The following is a 22,038-nucleotide window of genomic DNA, read 5'->3' as shown; positions in this document are numbered from 1 at the left end:
TTATTCATAGCTGGAGTGAGACTTTTCCACGCAGGTGCGATTACGGCCGGATTGCTTGGCCCGGTACATCGCATGATCGGCGCGAGAGAGCAGGGTGTGCAAGGTGTCATCCGGCTGCAAGGTGGTCAAGCCGATACTGACGGTCAGCTGCAAGGCCCGATCGTTGTAGGCATAACGCTGTGTTTCCACATGCTGGCGAATTTTCTCGGCGACTTTCAGACCGGTCTCACCGTCGGTGTCCTTGAGCAAGACGATGAATTCTTCACCGCCCCAGCGGCAGACGATGTCTGCGTGCCGCAGGCAACTCTGCAGATCCCGGGCGAAGCCGATCAGCACCTGATCGCCGGCCAGATGGCCGTAGGTGTCGTTTAATGCCTTGAAGTGGTCCAGGTCCAGCAGCAATGCGGTCAGCGGTTTCGGCTCGCGCTGGGCTTCGTGCATGGCTTGCGCGGCCAGCAGGTCGAAGCCGCGACGGTTCGGTAATTCGGTCAGGCTGTCGAGCGTCGCCTGGGCCTGGATCTTGTCCTGATAACGCTTGATCACCCGGTTCAGCAGGGCTAGCACAATCAGCGTGACGAGCAGGCAAATCAGCAGGTTGAGGTACAGCGACTGACGGATTTCACTGAGGGCACCGTCTTCGCGCTTGTCGACAAACAGATACCAGTTCAGCTCCGGAATGAACCGCACGTTGAGGAAATGTCCCTGGCCCTGCACGGAATATTCGTAGCTGCCGCTGTGGGGTTTGGGCAGTTGGCTGACCAGGGTTTTCATGCTGTCGAGCTCAGCGAGACTCTGCCCGATTTTTGCGCCTTGCGGGCCGCCCTCGGCACCGGTGAGCACCAGGCGCCCGAAGTTGTCGACGAAATACACGCTGCGCTGATAGCGCTGCTGATACTTGTCGATCAGCTTGATCACTGCATCGACGGTCAGGCCGACACCCGCCGCGCCGATGAAACGGTCGTCGTAGTCGTAGACCTTGTAGTTGATGAAGAAGGTCAGGTTGTCCTTGTTGGCCATGTCCGGGTCGACATTGATTTCGTAAGGCTCGGCCATGTCGCGTACACGGAAATACCAGGTGTCCCGGGGCTCGCTGGCCTTGATCTGTTTGAGCACGCCTTTGGCGTGGTAGTAGGTCAGGGTGCTGTTGGAGACGAAAAACGCGGTGTAGGCGCCGTAATGGGTCATGACCTCGTTGAGGTAGCGGGTCATTTTTTCCGGCTCGTGCTCGCCGTTGACCACCCAGTCGCGCATGAAGGTGTCGCGGGACATCATCGAGGAAATCAGGATGGGCCTGACCAGGTCTTTCTGGATTTCCGAGTAGACCGTGTCCGATGTCAGTGGCAGTTCGGTGTTGACGATGTTGTCGCGAATCGACGCTCGCGAGGCGTAGTAACTGAGGAAGGACGTGGCGAGGAAGCCTGCGCCCAGCAGCGCAATCAGTGTGAGGACCAACGAACGTTGCGAATACAGCGGCGAGCGAAGCGGCATGACGATTCCGTTGGCAGAGACCCGATGGCAGGCATTCTAATGGCACTGCCGGGAAATAACTGCTCTATGTGCGCAGAACACGGTCCTTGTGGGAGTGAGCCTGCTCGCGATGGCGGTGTGTCAGTCGACATCTATGTCGGATGTTATGACGCTATCGCGAGCAGGCTCACTCCCACAAGGGGACGGTGTTTAGGTCAGGGATTGCAGGTAAGCGCGCCATCCACCGAGGTGGCTGATATCCACTGCGCCTTCCAATCCATACGCCTCGCAGATAAACCCGCTCTCCCAACGCCCATCCGCCAGTTGCACTTTGCCCAGCCCCAGCGGCGCCGGAATCCCGGTCAGGAACGAGCCCAACTCGCTGCTCGGCAATTCCCAAACCTCCACCGCAATCGCCACACCGCCATCCTTCACCCGCACCATCCCCGGACGAAACGGTGGGCCGCCGGCCAAGGCATACAGTTGATAGTCCGGCGAACTGAACGTCGTCTCAACCAACCGCGCCCCACGGCGCTTCAATTGCCAATTCAGCGCCAAGCCGTCCAGGTGCGCGCCACACACCACCAGCCGCGCCCGATCGTTACGCGCCGCCGTCGTTGGCGCCGCCGTGGTCAGACCTTGCTGGCGCTGGAAAGCATCCGCCACGCTCAGCAAATACTGATCGGTAAACGCCCGGCCAAACAGTGTCACGCCCCACGGCAGGCCATTGCCCATAAAGCTGCTAGGCACCGCGACGGCGGCGTAGTCGAGCAGGTTCATGAAGTTGGTGTAGTAACCCAGTTCCGAATTGCGCAGCACCGGTTCGGCGTCCAGCTGCGCCCGTGTCACCGGGCGGCCGATGGTCGGCGTGAGCACGCAGTCGAGTTCTTCCAGCGCCTTGTCGCACAACGCTTTCAACGCTTGCAGCCGATACTGCGCGCGGAAAGTTTGTACGCCGGTCACCGCTGGCGCCTTGGCCAGCACCGCACGAATCACTGGCAGCACCGCTTGCGGATTGTGCTCCATCAACTCCCCGGCGATGCTGTAGCGTTCAGCCACCCACGGCCCTTCGTAGAGCAAACGGGCCGCTTCGAGAAACGGCGACATATCCAGTTCGACGGCTTCACCGCCCAACGCCTCGAGCCGGTCGATGGCATCCCCAAACAACAGCGGGCCTTCGGGGCAACCGAAAAATTCCAGGTCCTGCGCGCGCGGTACGCCGAAGCGGAACGGGCGCGGCGTACCGAATGCTGCGCCGTCATTCCACTGCGGATTGCGGCGGCTGTATTCATCACGCGGGTCGAGGTGGGCGGTGAGCGCGAGTAACTGGCTGGCCTCGCGAGCGGTCGCGGTGAAGGTCGTCACGCAATCGAGCGTGCGACAGGCCGGCACCACACCCGCCGTGGAGATCAAGCCTTTGGTGGCTTTCAATCCCACCAGATTGTTCAACCCCGCCGGCACACGCCCCGATCCCGCCGTGTCGGTGCCCAACGAAAAGCTCGCCACGCCGAGCGCTACCGCCAACGAAGACCCGGCGCTGGAGCCGCCCGACGGATACTCCGGCAACACGCTGTTCGGGCATGCCCCATACGGTGAGCGGCTGCCGTTGAGGCCGGTGGCGAATTGATCAAGGTTGGTCTTGCCCAACGGGATCGCCCCCAGCGCCAGCAACTGCTCGACGATGGTCGCCGATTGCTCTGGCACGTAGGCAAAGTCAGGACACGCGGCGGTGGTCGGAATACCGGCCAGGTCGATGTTGTCCTTGATCGCGAACGGCACGCCGTACAACGGCAGGCTGTCGATGTCGCGGCCGTCGAGGGCGGCGAGGTACGGTTCCAGTTCTTCGACACTGAGCAAGTGGATGAACAGGTGATAGTCCGGGTTCAGCGCGGCGGCTTTGTCGCGCAGACCCGACAGCAATTGACGGGGCGTGATGTTGCCGAGGCGATAAGTGCTGCGCAGGGCGTCGAGTTGCAGATTGATGTTCATGGCGTTAATCCTTTTAGAAATGGGTTCAGTCGAGTTCCAGCACCACGACGCGCTGTCCGGCGCGCACGGCGGAACCGGGCTGCACACGAATCTCACGCACCACACCAGCCGTCGGCGCGAGCAGCGGAATTTCCATCTTCATCGACTCCAGAATCACCAGCACATCGCCGGCTTCCACGCGGCTGCCGGTCTCCACCTGAACCTGCCAGAGGTTGCCGGCGATGTGGCTGTCGACGCTCATTTCACCGTTGGCGAGCGCGGCCTCTTCGGTCGCCTCCGGGACCAGTTCTTCGCTGTCGAAATGCGCTTGGCCGCTGGCGATCCAGCGTTCGCGTTCAGCGTTAAAAGCGCCTTGTTGCTGATCGCGAAACGCAGCGATGGTCTCGGCTTCTTTCGCCAGGAATGCCTGATAGTCCGCCAGGTTCAACTGGCTGTGCTCAATGTTCAGCTCGAAACGCCCGAGCGGGAAGTCCTTGCGGATGCGCAGCAGTTCATCGGCGCTCACCGGGTAGAAACGGATCTGGTCGAAGAAGCGCAGCAGCCACGGTTTGCCATCGAACGCGGCGACTTCGCGATAGCGGTTCCACATCTGCAAGGTGCGCCCGACAAACTGATAACCGCCGGGACCTTCCATGCCGTAGACGCACATGTAGGCGCCACCGATGCCCACCGAGTTTTCCGCGGTCCAGGTGCGGGCCGGGTTGTATTTGGTGGTCACCAGACGATGACGCGGGTCCAGTGGTGTGGCGACGGGTGCGCCGAGGTAGACGTCGCCCAGGCCCATCACCAGGTAGCTGGCGTCGAACACCGTGCGCTGCACTTCGTCGAGGTTGGGCAGGTCGTTGATGCGACGGATGAACTCCAGATTGCTCGGGCACCACGGCGCGTCCTTGCGCACGGTGGTCATGTATTTCTCGATGGCCAACTGGCAGGCCGGGTCGTCCCAGGACAGCGGTAAATGCACGATGCGCGAGGGCACTTGCAGGTCTTTGGCGGCGCACACGGCGTCCCATTCACCGGCGACGATGCCGAGCAGGTCGGCCAGCGGCAGTTGCTCGGGTTGGTAGTGCACTTGCAGCGAACGGATGCCTGGGGTGAGGTCGATCACGCCATGCAGGTGTTTGCTTTCCAGGGCTTGCATGAGGGCGTGGGCGCGGAAGCGCAAAACAAGATCAAGCTCCGGCGCGCCGATTTCGAGCAGCAGGTGAGTATCCCCGGAAAGGCGTGCAACCAGCCGCGTATCCCCCTGACCGATATCCAATACAACAGGCGACATAATTCCCTGTGGGAGCTGGCTTGCCTGCGATGAAGTCGATGCGGTGTCTGGCCTGGCCCCATCGCAGGCAAGCCAGCTCCCACAGGGGGAGTTCCATTTCAATGCGAGAGTGCGGGCGGTCTGGATATCGACCGGGATGAATTGCACTTTGTCCCCGGCCTTCAATTGACCCAGCTGCCAAAGGTCCGCCTCGATCACCGTCACCGGGCACACAAACCCACCCAGACTCGGGCCGTCCGGCCCCAGAATGACCGGCATATCCCCGGTAAAATCCACCGCCCCGATGGCATACGGATTGTCATGAATGTTCGACGGATGCAGCCCCGCTTCACCGCCGTCGGCCCGCACCCATTCCGGCTTCGGCCCGATCAGGCGCACGCCGGTCCGGCTGGAGTTGAAATGCACTTCCCACTGGGTCGAGAAGAATGTGCCGATATAGTTTTCAGTGAAGTATTCCGGCGCGCCATGCGGGCCGTAGATCACGCGAATTTGTCGTACGGCAGACATCTCAGCGACTTCAGCCAGTTCGGCACCCGCGCTGCGGTCGAGCAAAGCAGGCACATGCAACACATCCCCCGCCCGCAACGCACGACCGCCATGCCCGCCAAACTGACCGAGGGTGAAGGTGCTTTTGCTCCCCAGATAATCCGGCACCTGCAAGCCACCGCGTACGCACAGATAGCTGCGCGCGCCCGCACCGGCCATCGTGCCGAGGCCCAACGTGGCGCCGGCCGGAATCAACAGCGTCGTATTCATCGCGACGGATTCACCGTTCAGCGTCAGTGGAATCACCGCGCCAGTCACCGCCACCACCGCATCACAATTGAAGCGCAGCAACGGTCCGCTCATGGTGATTTCCAGCGCGGCGGCACCTACTTCGTTGCCCAGCAAAAGATTGCCCAGACGCAACGCGCGACTGTCCATCGGACCCGACGGTGGTACACCCACCGCCCAATAACCGAGGCGCCCCGGATAGTCCTGAACGCTGGTTTGCGTGCCGGCGCTGAGCACTTCAAAGGTGTTGGCCTGATACACCAGGCCTTCCAGGCAACGCGTCCACGGCTGGCCGCTGGCGAAAGGCACATCCAGCAAAATCTGCCGCAGATAATCGCGGTTGGTTTCCACGCCATAGAGCAGGCTGTCGCCCAACGCCTGATGCAGATCGGCGCGTGCTTCTTCGCGGGTCGGCGCCCAACTGATGACCTTGGCGATCATCGGGTCGAAGTATGGCGGAATCTCGCAACCGGCCTCGACCCAGGTGTCGATGCGCAGTTGGATGCCGTTGGCGGCCGGGAAATTCACGGCGGTGAGCAAGCCCGGGCTTGGCTGGAAATCACGCCCCGGATCTTCGGCATACAGTCGTGCCTGAATCGCATGCCCTTCGGCTTTCAACCCTCGGCTCAACTCACGCAGCGGCGGCAAATCACCCGCCGCGAGTTCGACCATCCAGCGCACCAGATCGACGCCCCAGACTTGTTCGGTAACGCCGTGTTCCACCTGCAAACGGGTGTTCACTTCAAGGAAGTAGAAGCGCTGGTCTTCGCTGTCGAAGACAAATTCCACGGTGCCGGCGCTGCGGTAGTTCACCGCTTTCGCCAGTTTGATGGCCGCTGCGCACAGGTCGTCGGCCATGCCTTCCGGAAGGTTAGGCGCCGGGGTTTCTTCGAGGACTTTCTGGTTGCGCCGTTGTACCGAGCAGTCGCGCACGCCGAGGGCAATCACCTCGCCGCGACCATCGCCGAACACCTGGACTTCCAGATGCCGCGCGCGCTGGATGTACTTCTCGATGAACACGCCGGCATCGCTGAAGTTGTTCTGGCCGAGGCGTTTCACCGCCTCGAAGGATTCGCTCAGTTCAGCCGCGCTGCGGCACACACGCATGCCGATACCGCCACCGCCGGCAGTGCTCTTGAGCATCACCGGGTAGCCGACCTGTTCGCCGGCGATCAGGGCGGCGTCGAGGCTGTCGAGCAGTTCGGTGCCTTCGAGCATTGGCACGCCGTGTTGCTTGGCCAAGGCGCGGGCGGTGTGCTTGAGGCCGAACACGCGCAGCTGTTCAGGCGTCGGGCCGATGAAGGCGATGTTGGCAGCTTCGCAGGCTTCGGCGAACGCGGCGTTTTCCGAAAGGAAACCGTAGCCGGGATGAATCGCCGTGGCGCCGGTGGCTTTGGCGATGGCGAGGATTTTGTCGACCGCCAGATAGGTGCCGGCCGCCGCGCCTTCACCGAGGCTGTGGGCTTCATTGGCTTGCAGGATGTGCAGGCTGGCGGCATCGGCTTCGGAGTACACGGCGACGCCTTTGACCTGCAAATCACGCAGGGTGCGCAGGATGCGGCAGGCAATGGCGCCACGGTTGGCAATCAGGACTTTTTCGAACATGGCATAACCCCCGGAGGCGATTGCGCATCAGCCTCGACCTGGGATGCGGGCCGTCCCGCAGTTTTTCGATAGGCGCCAGGGTCGTCCCCGACGGCAGAATCACTTCTCTTGCGAACAACGCCGAACCTGTGGGAGCGGGCTTGCCCGCGATTGGGCCGGCACATTCAACATTGATGTGGCAGACGTACCGTCATCGCGGGCAAGCCCGCTCCCACAGGGTTTAGTGGTGGTTTTACTTTTTGAGGCACTGGCCGGAGCGGGCCTGGCACAGGGTGAACAACCATTTACGCAACCGCGCGATTTTCAGTTCCATACCAGTAACTCCGCAGGTGTCGGGTTGTAGGCGTTGCACGGGTTATTCAATTGCGGGCAGTTGGAGATCAGTACGATCACGTCCATCTCGGCCCGCAGATCGACGTATTTGCCCGGCGCCGAAATGCCGTCTGCAAAGGTCAAGCCGCCGTCCGCCGTGACTGGCACGTTCATGAAGAAGTTGATGTTCGCCCCGATGTCGCCCTTGCCCAGTCGCCCGTCGTGGACGCAGGCGCGCAGGTAATTGTCGCGGCAGCTGTGCATGTAGCGTTTTTCCAGGGCGTAGCGCACGGTGTTGCTCTCTTGTGCGCAGGCGCCGCCGAGGGTGTCGTGACGGCCGCAGGTGTCGGCGACGATGGTCAGCATCGGTTTGCCGAGGTTGGAATACAGGACGCTGCCGGTGCTCAGGTAGACGCTGTTTTGCCGACGCAGCGTGCGTTGCACGTCGTAGCGTTCTTTCGGATTGGCCACGCTGTAGAACAGCGTATCGACGGCTTGATTGCCTTCCAGGTCGAGGATGCGCAAGGTCTGGCCGGCCTTGACTTCCATCAGCCACGGTTCGCCGGCCGGGATGGTTGCGCGGTAGATCGCAGTGTCAGGTTGTTTGTGAGCGGTAGCGATAGCAAGTGACATGGCAGCGATCCTCAAGCGAACAAACGGTCGGTGTTGATGAAGCCGCGCTCGTTTTCCGGGCGCGAAGTGCGGCAGTGTTCGGCGACGCTGGCGTCGGCGTTCATCCAGCTGAGCTTCAGCGGTTTTGGCGCGTAGTCGGGCGAGGGGTCCATCGGGTGTTGCAGTGCGGTGAGCACCACCAGTGTGTCCATCGGCGCGTACAACTCGATGTAATCGCCCGCCCGGGAATTGCCTTCGACGAAGTGGAAGCGCCCGGCTTCGTCGACGTCGACGCGGCTGAACAGGTTGAGGGTCATCAGCAGATCGGACAGGCCCAACCCCCACTTGCCGAGCTCGACCAGCAGGTTGTCGGTGCCGTTGCGGAAGAAGCCGTTGCGCAGTTCCTGATAGCGGCCGGCGCCGTATTTTTCCGCGACTTCTTCAGCGCAGAGCACACCGCCGAGGCTGTCGCTCCAGCCGCAGGTGTCGGCGGTGATCGCGGCCAGTACGCGGCCCATGTCCGAGTACAGGCAATGGCCACGGGTAAGCTTGGCGGTGTGTTGGCATTTGAGGCTGTCGGGCAGGTTCAGGCGTTCGGTTTTTTCGTTGGCATTGAGCAGCGTCAGGCTGACGTTGGCACCGCCGCGCAGGTCGGTCAGGCGCAGCAGTTGGCCGCGCTTCAACACGAACGAACGATGGCCGCCACCGGGCAGTAATTCTTCGGCGAAGGGGGTGAACAGTTGGGTCGAATCAGTCATGTGCAGAATCCTCTAAGCGATACGAAGCGTGCCTGCCATGGGCATCGGCAGGGCGTCGACGGCGGCACGGGTGGTGCGGCGGTCGCTGTTCAAAGGGATGTCGTAGGTGATGCGCGCGCCATAGGCACCGGGGGCGTGCGGGTCGATGCGAACCTTGTCGAACACCAGCAGACGCGTGCCGAGGCTGAAACCTTCGGACAGGTCGTGAGTGACCATGAACACCGTCAGTTGGGTCTCGCGCCACAGCTCCAGCAGCAAGGCGTGCATGTCTTTGCGGATACCTGGATCGAGCGCGCCGAAGGGTTCGTCGAGCAGCAACACCCGAGGTTTCATGATCAGCGCTTGGGCGATGGCCAGCCGTTGCTGCATGCCGCCGGACAGCTGCGCCGGGTATTTGTCCAGCGAGTGGCCGAGGCCGACTTTGTGCAGCAACACCGAAGCCTGTTCGCGCGCATCACGCTTGGCGCTGCCGAACAGGCGTCCGATCAAGGGCGAGCGCGGCAATTCGAGACCGAGGGCGACGTTGTCCAGCACGGTCAAATGCGGGAACACCGAGTAGCGCTGGAACACCACGCCACGGCTCGAATCCGGTTCGCCTGCCAAGGTTTGGCCATCGAGCAGGATCTCGCCGCGACTGGCGCGTTCCTGGCCAAGCAGCAAGCGCAGGAAGGTCGATTTGCCGCAACCGGAAGCGCCGACCAGTGTGCAGAACTCACCCTCGTTGACGTTCAGGTTCAGGCCTTCGAGCACCACCTGATCGCCGTATTGCTGCCAGACGTTTTTTACCGTGATGAAGCTCATGCGCGTGCTCCTTCATACCAAGGGAAAGCACGTTGGGTCAGGCGCTTCAGGCCCCAGTCCATCAGCCAGGCGAGGAGGGTGATCCACACCACGTACGGCAGGATCACGTCCATCGCCAGGTAACGGCGCACCAGGAAGATCCGGTAGCCGAGGCCGTCGGTCGAGGCGATGGCTTCGGCGGCAATCAGGAACAACCATGCCGAGCCGAGCATCAGCCGCAACGAGATCAGCAGACGCGGCAACAGCTGCGGCAGCACCACGCGCAGCATCAGGGTCCAGGTCGAGGCGCCGAGGGTCTGGGCCTTGATCAGCAACTCGACCGGAATTTCCCGGGCGCGCTGTTCCAGATCACGGGCCAGGGCCGGGGTGATGCCGATCACGATCAGCATCACTTTTGACAATTCCCCAAGGCCGAACACGATGAACAGAATCGGCAGGATCGCCAGCGGCGGCACCATCGACAGCACTGTCAACAACGGTGACAGCGGCGCGCCGAACAGCGGCAACGTCCCGGCCGCCATGCCCAGGCACAACCCTGCCAATGCGCTGATACCGAGGCCGATGGCCAAGCGGCGCAGGCTTGAGGCGCTGTCCTGCCAGAGCAGGTATTCGCCGGTACGGGAGTCGGCGACGAAGGCCAGGCGCTTTACCGCGTCGGTCATCTGCACGGCGCTCGGCAGCAGCTTGTCGTTGGGGTTATCCATCAGCCGCTCGGCCGAGCCCATGAAGTAGGCGAACAGCACCAGGGCGAACGGCAGGATCACCAACAGCAGGCGACTCGGGCGATCCGGGTGGCGATTGATCAGGCGCATGGCCAGCTCCTCGTGATTACAGCTGGGCGTCAGCAGCCATCTGCACGTAAGTCGGGTCGAAGCGCAGCTTGAGGTTGGACTTGTCACCGCTGGTCACACCGTTGGCGAATGCCATGCCGACCGCGCTGGTGTCCTTGGCGCCTTCGCCGAGCAAGCCGTGCTGGAACGAGAACTCGGCGACTTTGCGCATGGTTTCCGGCAGTTGCTTGCTGGTGGAGAAGTCCAGCGCCTCTTTAGGCGTGGCGAACAATTTGGTGGTGTCCAGTTGCGCCTGGAAACCCGGCAGGTCGGTGCCGGAGGCCTTGGCCATGTGTTCAAGCGCGGCTTTGCTGGCAGCGTTTTTCGCGTTCATCAACTCGACCACTTCGAACCAGGCGCCGGTCAGCGCTTTGCCCAAGGCCGGGTTGTCTTTGAGGGTGGCGCTGTTGACCACCATCATGTCCATGATCTCGCCGGGGATCTGGCTGGAGTTGAACACTTCGGTGACGTCAGGCTTGGCCTTGATGTCCGAGAGCATCGGGTTCCAGGTGGTGACGGCGTTGACCTGCTCGGTGTTGAAGGCGGCCGAGATGTCGGCGTCGGAGGTGTTGACCACTTTCAGGTCTTTCTCGGTGAGGTCGACCGAATCCAGCGCGCGGGCCAGCAAGTAGTGGGAAACCGAGAGCTCCACGAGGTTGACGTCCATGCCCTTGAGGTCGGTGATTTTCTTGCCGTCACCCTTGAGCACAATACCGTCGTTGCCGTTGGAGAAGTCGCTGACGATCAGCGCGGTGCTGTCGACGCCGCCAGCGGCCGGAATGGTCAGCGCGTCCATGTTGGTCATGGTGCAACCGTCGAACTGGCCGGCGGTGTATTGATTGATCGATTCGACGTAGTCGTTGAGCTGCACCACGTCAATCTTGATGCCGTACTTCTTCGCCCATTTGTCGACGATGCCTTGGCTGCCGGCGTATTCCCATGGCATCCAGCCGGCATAAATCGTCCAGCAAACGCTGAAGTGGTCTTTCTGGGCGGCCTGGGACGAGAAACTCACGAAGACTGCGAACGCAGCGGCGAGCAGGGCGGGTAAACGAAGCTGGGACATGGTGGTTCTCCAGTTGATCAGGGGCGGGCAGGAGTCAACGCGGCACCGCGAACGGTGGCTTGTCTCCCGGGCTTTTGTCCCGCCGTGTAACCTCAACTGGAGGTCGCCAACTCTCGGACCAGCCACTCGCACAAGCGAGCCGGAACCCTAGTCAGCCATTGCAAATTGTGGTGCCGCGAACCTGTGATGAACTCCTGCACACAGTTGCTAAAGCGAGAGGCGTGCCAAGTCGACGCGAGCGCTCTAACGCGGGGGATGACGCGCGGATGGGCGCCGGAAGGGCAGGCGCGTTGCCTTTTGATGGTGCGCGGCTGCACCGCAATGGGACGGGTGGGCCGCTGATCTGAAGGTGTTCGTGGTGCAGCACTCGACGCTGGTTTTCCAGTCAAACGCTATGTCAGCCGACCGTTGCCGGCTGCTGTCCCGGGTCTTTTCGGAGGCCGTCATGCTGCGTCGAATGGTGTTCTGTGCGTTGCTGGGTGTGGGGTTGTCTGGCTGCTACTACTACGCAGGCTACGACGACGTGTACACCGCACCTTATTACTACCCCGGTTATTACTCGCCCTATTACTACGGTGGCTATTACAGCCCACGGTATTACGGGGGCTATCGCTACCGTTATTACGGTGGTCACGGGCCGCGTTATTACGGCGGTGGATATCACCGCTGGCACCATTAATCAGCGTGTGAATAGATGAAAAACCTTTCATCGGCCAGATGTTTCAATGTGTTTCAAGAACGCACCAGATTTCGAAATCGATGTCTGATCTTTCGACAGTCCCCGAATAATTGACTGTCGCTCGCCAGCGTCGCTGGTGTGGCTCACTCGCGGTCCAGGAGGCCGCCATGAACTGTCGAAAACAGCTCAGCCGAATTCTTCTGATTGCTCTGTCCGGATTGTCCCTGGGTGCTTGCGTGCCCTATTCCGATGGAGGAGACAGCTACTACGGTTCCGAGGTCTATACCTCGCCAGCGCCCACCTATTACGCCGGTGGCAGTTCCTACTATTCCGGTGGCGGGGGTTATTACTCACCACCGCCCCGGTACTACTCACCGCCCGCGCGGTATTACCAGCCAACGCCGCGCTATTACTATCAGCCAAGGGTGTATCAACCGGCCCCGCGTTATTACCAGTCCCGAGGCGATTACCGGGGCCATCAGAACCAAGGGTGGGACGGGCATAACCGAGGCGGCTGGAATAATGACTACCGGGGGGGTGGCGGACGCAACAACAACCACGGTGGACGCGGTGACCACAATGGTCATGGCGATCACGATGGCCGGGGTGGCCACCGGTAGGCATCACAAGACACTTTTTCGAGAAAGCGGCGCGTCAAGCGCCGTTTTTTTTTCCTCAGAAAAAGCTCGTAGGGAGAAAAAAATGAGGGCACTGCCTGATCAATTCGAAATTCACTCGCTTTGCTCCATCTCCTCGGACGTTCTCGGAACCCTCCTACATTTTTATTTCTGAACGTTTGTTAGCGTTTGTGCATTCGTATTGATGTTCGAAAAAATTCAATTAAATCGGGGTGCACATGAAAGAACCTGAATCATGAATTTACTGATTATTCATCAAAACTTTCCAGGTCAATTTCGACACGTTGCGTCGGCGGCGTTGAATCGAGCAGGCGTTAGGGTTACTGCCATTGGACGAACTACTTCTCCAGGCTTGCCAGGAATAAAATTATTCAGATATCGGCCGGTAAGAAAAGTATCAGGTTGTACGCACCCGTTTTTACATAAATATGAAGGCGCAATAGTTGATGGGCAACAAGTACGTCGAATATTACTTGGTCTTAAACAAGACGGTTATTGCCCTGGCGTGATACTTGCTCATCCGGGATGGGGTGAAACGCTGTTCATCAAGGATGTGTATCCCGACGTCCCTCTTATTCATTTGTGTGAGTATTATTATCATCCGAAAGGTACGGATGTCGATTTTGATCCGGAATTTCCGTCTACCCCAGATACTTCTTCAAGCCTTCGTCCGCTTAATTCGATGCATTTGTTGAATCTTGAGCAATGTGATATTGGAATTGCGCCAACCCACTGGCAACGGAGTCTGTTTCCTCGAGCGTACCATTCTAAAATTCACGTAATTCATGAGGGAGTACCTCTGCAAGTAACCGAGTATGTGCCGGTTTCCTCTGTGCAGTTAAATAGCGGGTATGTGCTGGAGACCGGGCAGCCAATCGTTACCTATGTCGCCAGAAATCTTGAGCCTTATCGTGGCTTTCATAGTTTTATGAGATCTATTCCTTATATTCAGGCCGAGTGCCCGGATGCCCAAATTGTAATCGTGGGAGGTGATGAAGTCAGCTATGGGCGTTTGCCGAAAGGGTTTGAGAGTTGGCGTAGTAAATTGGTCGCTGAGTTGGATCTGGATCTTTCCAGAATACATTTTACGGGACGGTTACCTTATAAAACTTATAGGGCCATTTTGGAGGTTTCAAAAGCACATGTTTATTTGACTTATCCCTTTGTTTTGTCTTGGTCATTGTTGGAGGCGATGGCGTCTGGGTGTGTTGTCATAGGTTCAAATACCGCTCCAGTTGAAGAGGTTGTCGTTGATGGCGTCAATGGGATGTTAGTCGATTTTTTTGACGCTGAGGCGATAGCTGGAGAAGTATGCAGGGTTTTGCAAAACGCTGATGATTTCAGTTTTATGAGAGAAAATGCGAAATCGACAGCGAGCAGATTTGATCTGAAATACGGAGTGCAAGGCTATTTCGATATTTTTGATCGGGTAATTCAATAGGCTGGTTTATCATTTTAAATGGAGTTTGAAATGTATAAGGTGATTCGCAAGGATGCATATTGGTGGTGTAAAACCATAATCAAGTACGGTTTGGTTGTGGTTCTTTGTTCTTGGTTGGTGAGTTGTTATGTTGAATCGGAGCGCATGGCGGAGGAGCAAGATCGTAGCCGAGAGATATCAAAGAAATGCAATCAAAAACTAGCGGGTATGGAGCATGTTCCAATATTGGGAGGAAGCCTTCTTGATATAGCTAAAATACCGGGGTTCCATTTTGGTTCTGCCACAAGGAATGGCCAGTGCATTGCAACGCTCCTGGAAGGAGACTTCTGGTGGACTGGCACTGAACTTCGCCCCACTTATCAGGACCTCGGGAACGAGCCGTTATCCCATTGGAGGTATTTTAGTTTGGCTGCCAGGTTGTACACAAGGACAGAGTCCACCGAGCCAATTAACATGGGACGTCAGACCAAGGAATGGCCAGAAGAGCTTATTGTGAAGCTCAAGAATTATCCCGGTCTGGAACTCTGGCTCAATGCTCCCCCTCCTAGTGTTGAAAATGAATTCGCGGTAAGCGGTTTTATAATGCGCGATTGGCGCCGAAGTGATGGAACTCCACGAGTGATTGCATGTGATGGTTTGGGTTCTCCATCTAGCGAAGTTTTGGAAAGTGGGTTCAGCAGAGAGGTTTTGTTAACGTTTAATAAATCACAACTGGAAAACCTGGATTTTGGTCAGTTAAATACCCGTTGCACAGTGGGGTTGCATAATTTCGATTTTGCAGGTGGAGACGCTCGTGTTCATCTAGGGACGCGGTCGCTGCGTGTTGCTCCTGCAGCGCTTAAATTTATTAGTGAATATCTTTCGAGTGCCATAATTACAGGGAAGTAATGATGAGTTATGTTTTTAATGCTGAAGAGAAAGAAAAAATTATTGATGCTGTCAGTGTATGCACCGGAATGAAGTTCGATCTGCATGATAAAGAGTATAAGGCAGTTGCGGTGGTGAGTACGAACTGTGAGCCCTTTTATCAAACATTGTCAGATATGATTGGTGAAAAGCTTTCTGGTTTTGTGGTTTTTGATGAGAGTGTCAAGAAGGTTTTCAAGAGTGCTAAGTTGTGGCTTGATGTGGCGATCGATGCGAACGGAGGGAACGGTGCTTATTCAGCGTTGATCCGTGCTTACACAGTGCGGCAAGGACAGTTGCGACTGAATAAAATGTTTAGTGAAGAATTGATGCAGGAGTCATCGAACCAAGTGGCCGTCAACTTCATGAATACTTTGCTGTACGGATCAATTGAATTCAACTTGGCACCGTGGACCGTGCCTGCAATTGACCAAATCGCTTCCATCGATGCAAGCGCCATCGGTAAAATACTGTTTCCTCAGGAAGGAGCGGAAAAAGACACCGCTGCAAGTCGCAACGCTGGATGGTCTGGCACAATTGGCTTTAGTCTGTTGGGCGGGGAATATCCCTATGAAACGTGGCGATTGATTTCGGCAGGTGATCCCGACTCGGAAATAAAAGGAAGACACGAACTGGCGAGAGTTAATAGGCTGGATGATTTTAAGAATATCTTGTTCGCCATCGATTCCTACAATGTAGCGCTTGAAGCAGTGGCCAAAAATTTTGGTTGGAATGCATTTGAGAGCCTGTTTTCAGTTGTGCCTGAGCAGATAAATATTGCGCGCAGCAGTCGAAGTTATAATCCGTTCATCCAGTCTATTATCAAAGGTACACCTATTTCATCCGCGGTGGATTTGATATTAAGGTATGGGGTGAATGCCTTCCTTGATATGTTCAAACTAACCTATGATGGTGTTTCTTCAGCGTCACTCACTACAGATGCAACATTTGCCGCAAACGCCCATGCGTTTTTCTCGTCTTTATCACCGAGCCAATCTCAAAATATTGTTGCCAGGGCAATTAGAGAATATGGCAGCGCTTCTGATTGGGGAACACTAGCGGCCCAGGAGTCGCCTGCCGGGATGGCGCTACGGAATTCCCTGAAATACTTGAGTGAAATAGTCATTGAAAGAATTGACGGTTTTTCAGGGAGGGGACTAGAACTCTACGACTCTAAAACCGGCGAAGGCTTTATCACCGAACGATGGCTGGTTGATCGCGCGGATATGTTAGGTCGCTTGATAGCCAGGACCAACGGATCATTCGGAGAAAACACGATTCAGGCCCATTCCTACTCGGATCTTCAATCAGGTAAACAAGTGTCTATGACTACCGGGGTTTCAAATCCTCTGGTGATGTTTGGTGATGATGGAAGTCGTTCGCTCAGCGGCGGCCCCAATAGCGACCATCTCTATGGTGGCTTGGGTAATGACACGATCATCGGCCTCGAAGGAAATGATTACATTGAAGGTGGTCAGGGGCGTGATTGGTTAAAAGGCGGAGATGGCAGAGACGTGCTACGCGGTATGTCTGGGGATGATGTATTAGTCGGCGGTCAAGGTAACGATATTCTGATTGGAGGCGTTGGCAGTGATCGATACGAGTTTTCGAGTGGTGATGGCGTCGATCAGATTTCCGACTTTGACGTTGATGGCCAGATACTTATAAATGGTTTACCTATTCCTGCCCTTAAGCGTAGTGGTCCTCTGAGCAATACTTGGGTTACGGAAGATGGGGCTATCGCTTTAACTGTCATCGAAGAGCTTTCTGAAAAAACGCTCCATATCAAATACGGCCGGAATGATCTGGTTTTTATTAAACACTTCACGCCTGGCATGTTGGGCATCCTTCTCCCGGATTACCAAAGCCAGGACTTTTCAGGGCCTGGTCTAACCGTCGTGGGCGACTGGAAAGCAAAAGACACCGACCCCACTGTTCCCGGTGATCAGCTCGCTCATGATGAATTGGGCAACGTTATCGTGCGTAAGGTGAAGCAGAGAAATAAGGCAGATGTGCTTCACGGATCGACGAACGACGACGTCCTAATCGGGCTTGGTGGCTCCGATCAGCTATTTGGTAAAGCCGGAAATGACCGGTTGTTTGCAGATCAGCCGTTAACAATCGAACAAGCGATGGCTGCTGGAGCTGGTCCCGGAAAGGCAAGTCGTGGCGATTGGCTTGATGGGGGGCAGGGTGAGGATCTACTCGTGGGCACTGAGTCCCGAGACGTGCTGCTCGGTGGCGACGGTCCAGATACGCTCATGGGAGGAGCTGGCGATGACAATTTATCCGGTGATGATGTGACCGGGATGCTGGAAAAAACCTGGAATTTCAAAAGGATTGATGTCCCCATTGGTGAAGGTGTCGTTAGCAAGCGTAACGTCTTTGCCCGTGCCTCTCTCAGCGCTCCTGCGGGAGGTGGCAATGACGTTCTTTTTGGTCAGGGAGGCAGTGACTTTATCAACGGCGGCTGGGGCGATGATTTACTCGATGGTGGAACTGAAAATGATGTTTTGAGTGGCGATGGGGGGAATGACACTCTTCATGGTGGCAACGATAACGACATTTTGTTGGGTGACAACCTGGATTGGGGAGGCGGTCTGCAAAGTCGGCACCACGGCAACGATTTGTTGGAGGGGGGCGATGGTAATGATTCCCTGGCCGGTAATGGTGGTAGCGATGTGTTGTACGGCGGTCTCGGTAACGATGAGCTGACCGGCGATGACTTTGTTTTGCAGGGTGTTGAGGGTAACGCAGCAAATTACTTCGGTAATGATTTTCTGGATGGTGGTGCAGGTGACGACACTCTACAAGGTGGCGGTGCTGATGATTCTCTTTATGGCGGCGCCGGCAACGATGTTTTATCCGGGGATTACTCCGATCACCCGGCTCGATACCAAGGTAATGATTTTCTAGATGGCGGTACTGGTGATGACACGCTTCGAGGCATGGGGGGCTCCGACACGCTGATAGGGGGCGAAGGGAATGACGCCTTGGATGGAGACGAGCACAGCCAGCCAGCCGGACTAACCAATAATGACTACATTCGAGGTGACGCTGGAAACGATACGCTCTGGGGAGGCTTAGGCGCCGACACGCTTCACGGTGGTGCCGATGATGGCTTCTTGCTGGGTGATTATGAGCAAACACCCGAAACAGAGCACGGAGCGGACTATCTTGATGGCGGTTCAGGAAATGACACCCTAATAGGCGGTGGCGGAAACGACACTTTGTATGGTGGTGCAGGTGCAGATTACCTTCGCGGTGGTTCCGGTAATAACGTATATAAAGGAGGCCGCGGCAACGACTATTTGGATGGGGAAGACGGCGATGATACCTATCATTTTGGCATTAGTGATGGGCTCGATGTTATTGCTGATGCAGGCGGAAACAACGTCATAAAGTTCGACCCTGGATTTACTGTGGGTAATTTAAAAGCTGACATCATTGTTGTAGATGTTGGTCCGGTATTACGAATTTTTAACGGGCTGGGTGATGCTGTTCTGATTCGTGGTTACGATAAATGGCAATATTCATCGTTCAGTTTTAGTGACGGTTCTGTTTTAAGTTTTCAGGACGTTATGAAAATAGTCCATGGCCCGACAGATGTTTCGTCCTTGGCGGAAACGTTTGTGGTGCAAGGTGTAGACGACAGCGTCATTGGGGCTCCAAATAATACTCATATTCAGTCGCAATTAGGAGATAAAGAAAAAACCAATGGGGCGGAGGATGCCAATAATGCTGTGGTTGATATTCCACGAGTTGAAGCTGAAGCTAGTAAATTGTGGAGCGAAGAGTTTCTGGTGAATATGAAAAAGCGCCGCTCGGCATTCATACTAGCATCGGGTTTTGTGCTGAATTCTCAGGGTGCCTGGAGCAAAAATCATATCGTTGATGACGACTACAGCTACCACGAAAAAACTAACATAATTGTTGAACGCTTCCAGGCAGGATCATTGTCAGAGACCCCGGAGCGAATGAGTCTGGTTTCTGGGAGGGCGGTAATTAGCGAAAGAACTTCAAGTGCAACGTCCCATGCTGAGTCCAGACTCCCTGTAGTAGGCGGTATGAAATACAAGCCAAAACAAGAGCCACAGTATTACCCCTCCGGCTCAAGCCATGGTGGTTTTTCTTTAAGTGCTGGGGAAGTTATTGTCGAGCATAAAAGCGCGACTGGTTTCATTCAAGGTTGGTATGTGTATCCACCTGGAAGCTTCGAAGGTAGTGAGTTGAGTTATAAGAAATTCATTTGGGATGTGACGACTGAATCTATCACTCACCAAATTGTTCAAGGCGATGATGAGGGTGGCAGGGTAAATCTCGAAGCCGGTAATATTTTTCATGGTGGAACAGGTGACGACTTGGTGGTTACTTATGAGGCTCCCAATATTTTTTATCGAGAGTATGAGGATAGGATGTCCGGTGCGTTTTTGTCAGGCGGGGCAGGAAACGATACGCTGCTCGGATCAGAGGGCCAAGATTATTTGATCAGTGGCTCAGGGCATGATTGGCTTTACGGAGGAAATGGTCCAGATACTTATATAATAGCCGCGCATAGTGGAGCGACTACTATTGTTGCGGATATTTTAAGCCCTGTTTTTCTTCGTCCAGAAGTGGGCGTTGCCGAGTGGAAAGCTGAGTTCGGATTAGACGATACGGACACCATTAGATTTCCTGAAGGGGTAACGCTTGAGCAGTTGCAGTTAAGCTGGGGTGCTGTGTTAGTTGAGGCGGTTAATATTGAGTTGGCGCCAAACCCCAAACCCGACACCTATCGCAATCCACCCCGTGGACAGATGCTGTATTCGACACTTGATATCTCTTGGAGTAAAGATCAACAAGTTCGCATTGTATTGCCGAATGCTAGTGATCTCGGCGGTTCTGGCATTGAAGTTGTGAAGTTCGCAGATGGGTCAGACATCAGTCTGGAACGCCTTATAAGTAATGGTGAATTGGGTCCCGCGCCTGATACTTATCGCCACGGTGTTTTTATCGATAATGCGCCGGAGTTTGTCTCCCTTAGGGATGATAAAAAACTCCCCCTTGTTGGCGGTCAAGGTAATGATACTTTGAGCGGTAATGGAGATATGCGGGGCATGCAGGGGGATGACGTGATCTCGGGTGGTGCAGAGGACGATATCCTGTGGGGAGGGCCTGGTAACGACACTTTAAACGGCGGCGCGGGTAATGATATTTACAAGTATGAGGGGCTTGGAAGAGATTTAATTGTTAATGCGTCTGGCGGTATGGATGGCATCGATTTTACAGACTTTGGTGCATCCATTCATCAGTTGAAATTTCATCGCGATAATAACGATCTCGTCGTAGTGGTGAATTATGGTGTGGCTCCGAAGATACGAGTGGCCAATCATTTTTTAGGCGGTGACTCCGCGATAAGTTTTGTAAGAACTCAAGGAATGGATAGAACCACTCAGGACTACACCGCTGATCAATTGGTTGGGCTTCTACATCCTCTACCCCCGCTAAGGGATATGGACGATATATTTCTACGTGGTGAGGAGGGGGTTTTGGAGGCGACCAAGGAAATAGCTGAATTTTATGGGCTTAAAATTTAGCTACAGCCCCGAAAAAAAACAGGCAGTGATTATTAGCTAGATCGTACCAAGCGACTTGATCTTGAATTAAAGCCGCCCGCGATAGCCTCCTTTAATATGGCTATCGCGGACAACGCCAGCATTTTAGTATTCGGATAAATCCGCCAGCGGATGCCGACCTTCCCAAGCCTTCTGAAAGTGCGCATCCACCACCGCACCCGGCACATTATTGATGTCTGGCCAATGCCAATGCGGTTTCTGGTCCTTATCAATCAACCGTGCCCGCACACCCTCGCTGAATTCCGGATGACGGCAGCAGTTGAGGCTCAGGGTGTATTCCATCTGGAAAACCTGAGCCAGAGACATATGCCGGGCCCGGATGATTTGCTCCCAGACCAAGTGCGCGGTCAGCGGCGAGCCTTCGCTCAGGGTTTTTGCGGCACGGCTGAGTAACGGATCGGCGCTGTCGCGTTGCAGGCTGATGGCTTTCCAGGCGCAACTCACATCACTGACATCCAGCAGTTCATCGATGTGCTGGCGCCGTGGCAACCACTGGGCTTCGGGCATTTGTGCAACCGCTTCCTGCTGCAAGGCCTTGAGCAAACTGTTGAGTTGCATCGGCGTTTGCTCCTGCCAGTTCAGCTGCAGCAACCCTTGGATCAATTCCTCTTGCTGTTCATCCAGCAGGAAGCGGTCGGCGAGGTCCAGGTCGATGGCATCGCGTCCGTTCATATGGGCGCCGGTCAGGCCCAGAAACAGGCCGAGTTTGCCGGGCAGTCGCGAGAGGAACCAACTGGCGCCAACGTCCGGGTACAGGCCAATGCTGATCTCGGGCATCGCCAGCCGACTGCTCGGCGTGACAATCCGGATGCTCGCGCCTTGCAACAACCCCATCCCGCCTCCGAGCACATAACCATGGCCCCAGCAGATCAACGGTTTCGGGTAGGTGTGCAGTTTGAAGTCCAGGCGATATTCCGCCGCAAAGAAGTGCGCGGCCAGGGGCGGCACCTCTCCGGGATGCGCACGACAGGCTTCCACCAGGCTGCGCACTTCACCGCCCGCACAGAAGGCCTTGGCGCCGTTGCCGCGCAGTAACACGCAGACGATTTGCGGGTCCTTGGCCCAGGTGTCCATTCGATCGCTCAGGGCGTTGATCATCGGCAAGGACAGGGCGTTGAGGGACTTTTCGGCATCGAGGCTGGCGATGCCGATGCGCGCGCCGTCGGTGCCGGTGAGTTCTTCGAAGTGCAGATTCATCGTGACCTCGATCGGGAATTTGAGCGTTCAGTATGATCGCTGTTGAGGAAAGTGCCGGATGTGCGTCAGATC

General features: G+C 56.3%; 14 protein-coding genes and 1 riboswitch. Of the genes, 5 read left to right on the top strand and 9 right to left on the bottom strand.

The genetic code is table 11. From position 1 onward, the window contains the following. From AB4N43_RS09975 to AB4N43_RS09940, 8 genes are all read right to left on the bottom strand, one after another. Window positions 1–1,488, bottom strand: coding sequence for a sensor domain-containing diguanylate cyclase (locus AB4N43_RS09975; protein ID WP_460153935.1), 1,488 nt, complete (start codon window positions 1,486–1,488; stop codon window positions 1–3). A 189-nt stretch (window positions 1,489–1,677) separates the two neighbouring features. Beyond that, a complete protein-coding gene (gene atzF, locus AB4N43_RS09970) occupies window positions 1,678–3,456 on the bottom strand; it encodes an allophanate hydrolase (protein ID WP_460153933.1) in 1,779 nt (592 codons plus the stop codon). 25 nt (window positions 3,457–3,481) lie between these two features. Next, window positions 3,482–7,111, bottom strand: coding sequence for an urea carboxylase (gene uca, locus AB4N43_RS09965; protein ID WP_460153931.1), 3,630 nt, complete (start codon window positions 7,109–7,111; stop codon window positions 3,482–3,484). Between the two features lie 303 nt (window positions 7,112–7,414). Beyond that, complete coding sequence (locus AB4N43_RS09960; RefSeq protein ID WP_410921406.1) at window positions 7,415–8,056, bottom strand: urea amidolyase associated protein UAAP2; 642 nt, start codon at window positions 8,054–8,056, stop codon at window positions 7,415–7,417. A gap of 11 nt (window positions 8,057–8,067) precedes the next feature. Beyond that, on the bottom strand, window positions 8,068–8,793 hold the full coding sequence (locus AB4N43_RS09955; RefSeq protein WP_027925558.1) for an urea amidolyase associated protein UAAP1: 726 nt from the start codon (window positions 8,791–8,793) through the stop codon (window positions 8,068–8,070). Between the two features lie 12 nt (window positions 8,794–8,805). Next, window positions 8,806–9,594 (bottom strand): ABC transporter ATP-binding protein, encoded by a 789-nt coding sequence (locus AB4N43_RS09950; protein ID WP_027925557.1) that lies wholly within the window; start codon window positions 9,592–9,594, stop codon window positions 8,806–8,808. Further along, the gene (locus AB4N43_RS09945; protein WP_027925556.1) at window positions 9,591–10,406 is read right to left on the bottom strand and encodes an ABC transporter permease; all 816 of its coding nucleotides are present in this window, start codon (window positions 10,404–10,406) and stop codon (window positions 9,591–9,593) included. The genes AB4N43_RS09950 and AB4N43_RS09945 overlap by 4 nt, the downstream gene beginning before the upstream one ends. A gap of 16 nt (window positions 10,407–10,422) precedes the next feature. After that, entirely contained in the window at window positions 10,423–11,490 is a 1,068-nt protein-coding gene (locus tag AB4N43_RS09940) for a putative urea ABC transporter substrate-binding protein (RefSeq protein WP_027925555.1), read from the bottom strand. 61 nt (window positions 11,491–11,551) lie between these two features. Beyond that, window positions 11,552–11,652, bottom strand: a riboswitch (guanidine-I (ykkC/yxkD leader). Window positions 11,653–11,935: 283 nt separating this feature from the next. Here AB4N43_RS09940 and AB4N43_RS09935 point away from each other — a divergent pair. The 5 genes from AB4N43_RS09935 to AB4N43_RS09915 all read left to right on the top strand — a co-directional run bounded on the left by AB4N43_RS09935 (window position 11,936) and on the right by AB4N43_RS09915 (window position 20,730). Continuing rightward, window positions 11,936–12,169, top strand: a complete 234-nt coding sequence (locus AB4N43_RS09935) for a hypothetical protein (RefSeq protein WP_059181471.1) — start codon at window positions 11,936–11,938, stop codon at window positions 12,167–12,169. A gap of 167 nt (window positions 12,170–12,336) precedes the next feature. Next, window positions 12,337–12,789 (top strand): hypothetical protein, encoded by a 453-nt coding sequence (locus AB4N43_RS09930; protein WP_081744009.1) that lies wholly within the window; start codon window positions 12,337–12,339, stop codon window positions 12,787–12,789. Window positions 12,790–13,042: 253 nt separating this feature from the next. Beyond that, window positions 13,043–14,248 carry a glycosyltransferase family 4 protein gene (locus AB4N43_RS09925; RefSeq protein ID WP_460153928.1) on the top strand — a complete coding sequence of 402 codons (1,206 nt, stop codon included), beginning with the start codon at window positions 13,043–13,045 and terminating at the stop codon, window positions 14,246–14,248. A gap of 30 nt (window positions 14,249–14,278) precedes the next feature. Next, window positions 14,279–15,136, top strand: a complete 858-nt coding sequence (locus AB4N43_RS09920; protein WP_027925551.1) for a hypothetical protein — start codon at window positions 14,279–14,281, stop codon at window positions 15,134–15,136. Window positions 15,137–15,138: 2 nt separating this feature from the next. After that, a complete protein-coding gene (locus tag AB4N43_RS09915) occupies window positions 15,139–20,730 on the top strand; it encodes a calcium-binding protein (RefSeq protein ID WP_460153927.1) in 5,592 nt (1,863 codons plus the stop codon). A gap of 123 nt (window positions 20,731–20,853) precedes the next feature. Here the strand turns inward: AB4N43_RS09915 and AB4N43_RS09910 are convergent, their stop codons facing one another. Beyond that, the gene (locus tag AB4N43_RS09910) at window positions 20,854–21,966 is read right to left on the bottom strand and encodes an enoyl-CoA hydratase/isomerase family protein (protein WP_027925549.1); all 1,113 of its coding nucleotides are present in this window, start codon (window positions 21,964–21,966) and stop codon (window positions 20,854–20,856) included. Between the last annotated feature and the right edge of the window lie 72 nt (window positions 21,967–22,038).

Source organism: Pseudomonas sp. S2_B07 (assembly GCF_054668435.1).
The sequence above is the reverse complement of the archived record's forward strand: the minus strand, read 5'-3'. Positions and strand labels throughout refer to the sequence as shown.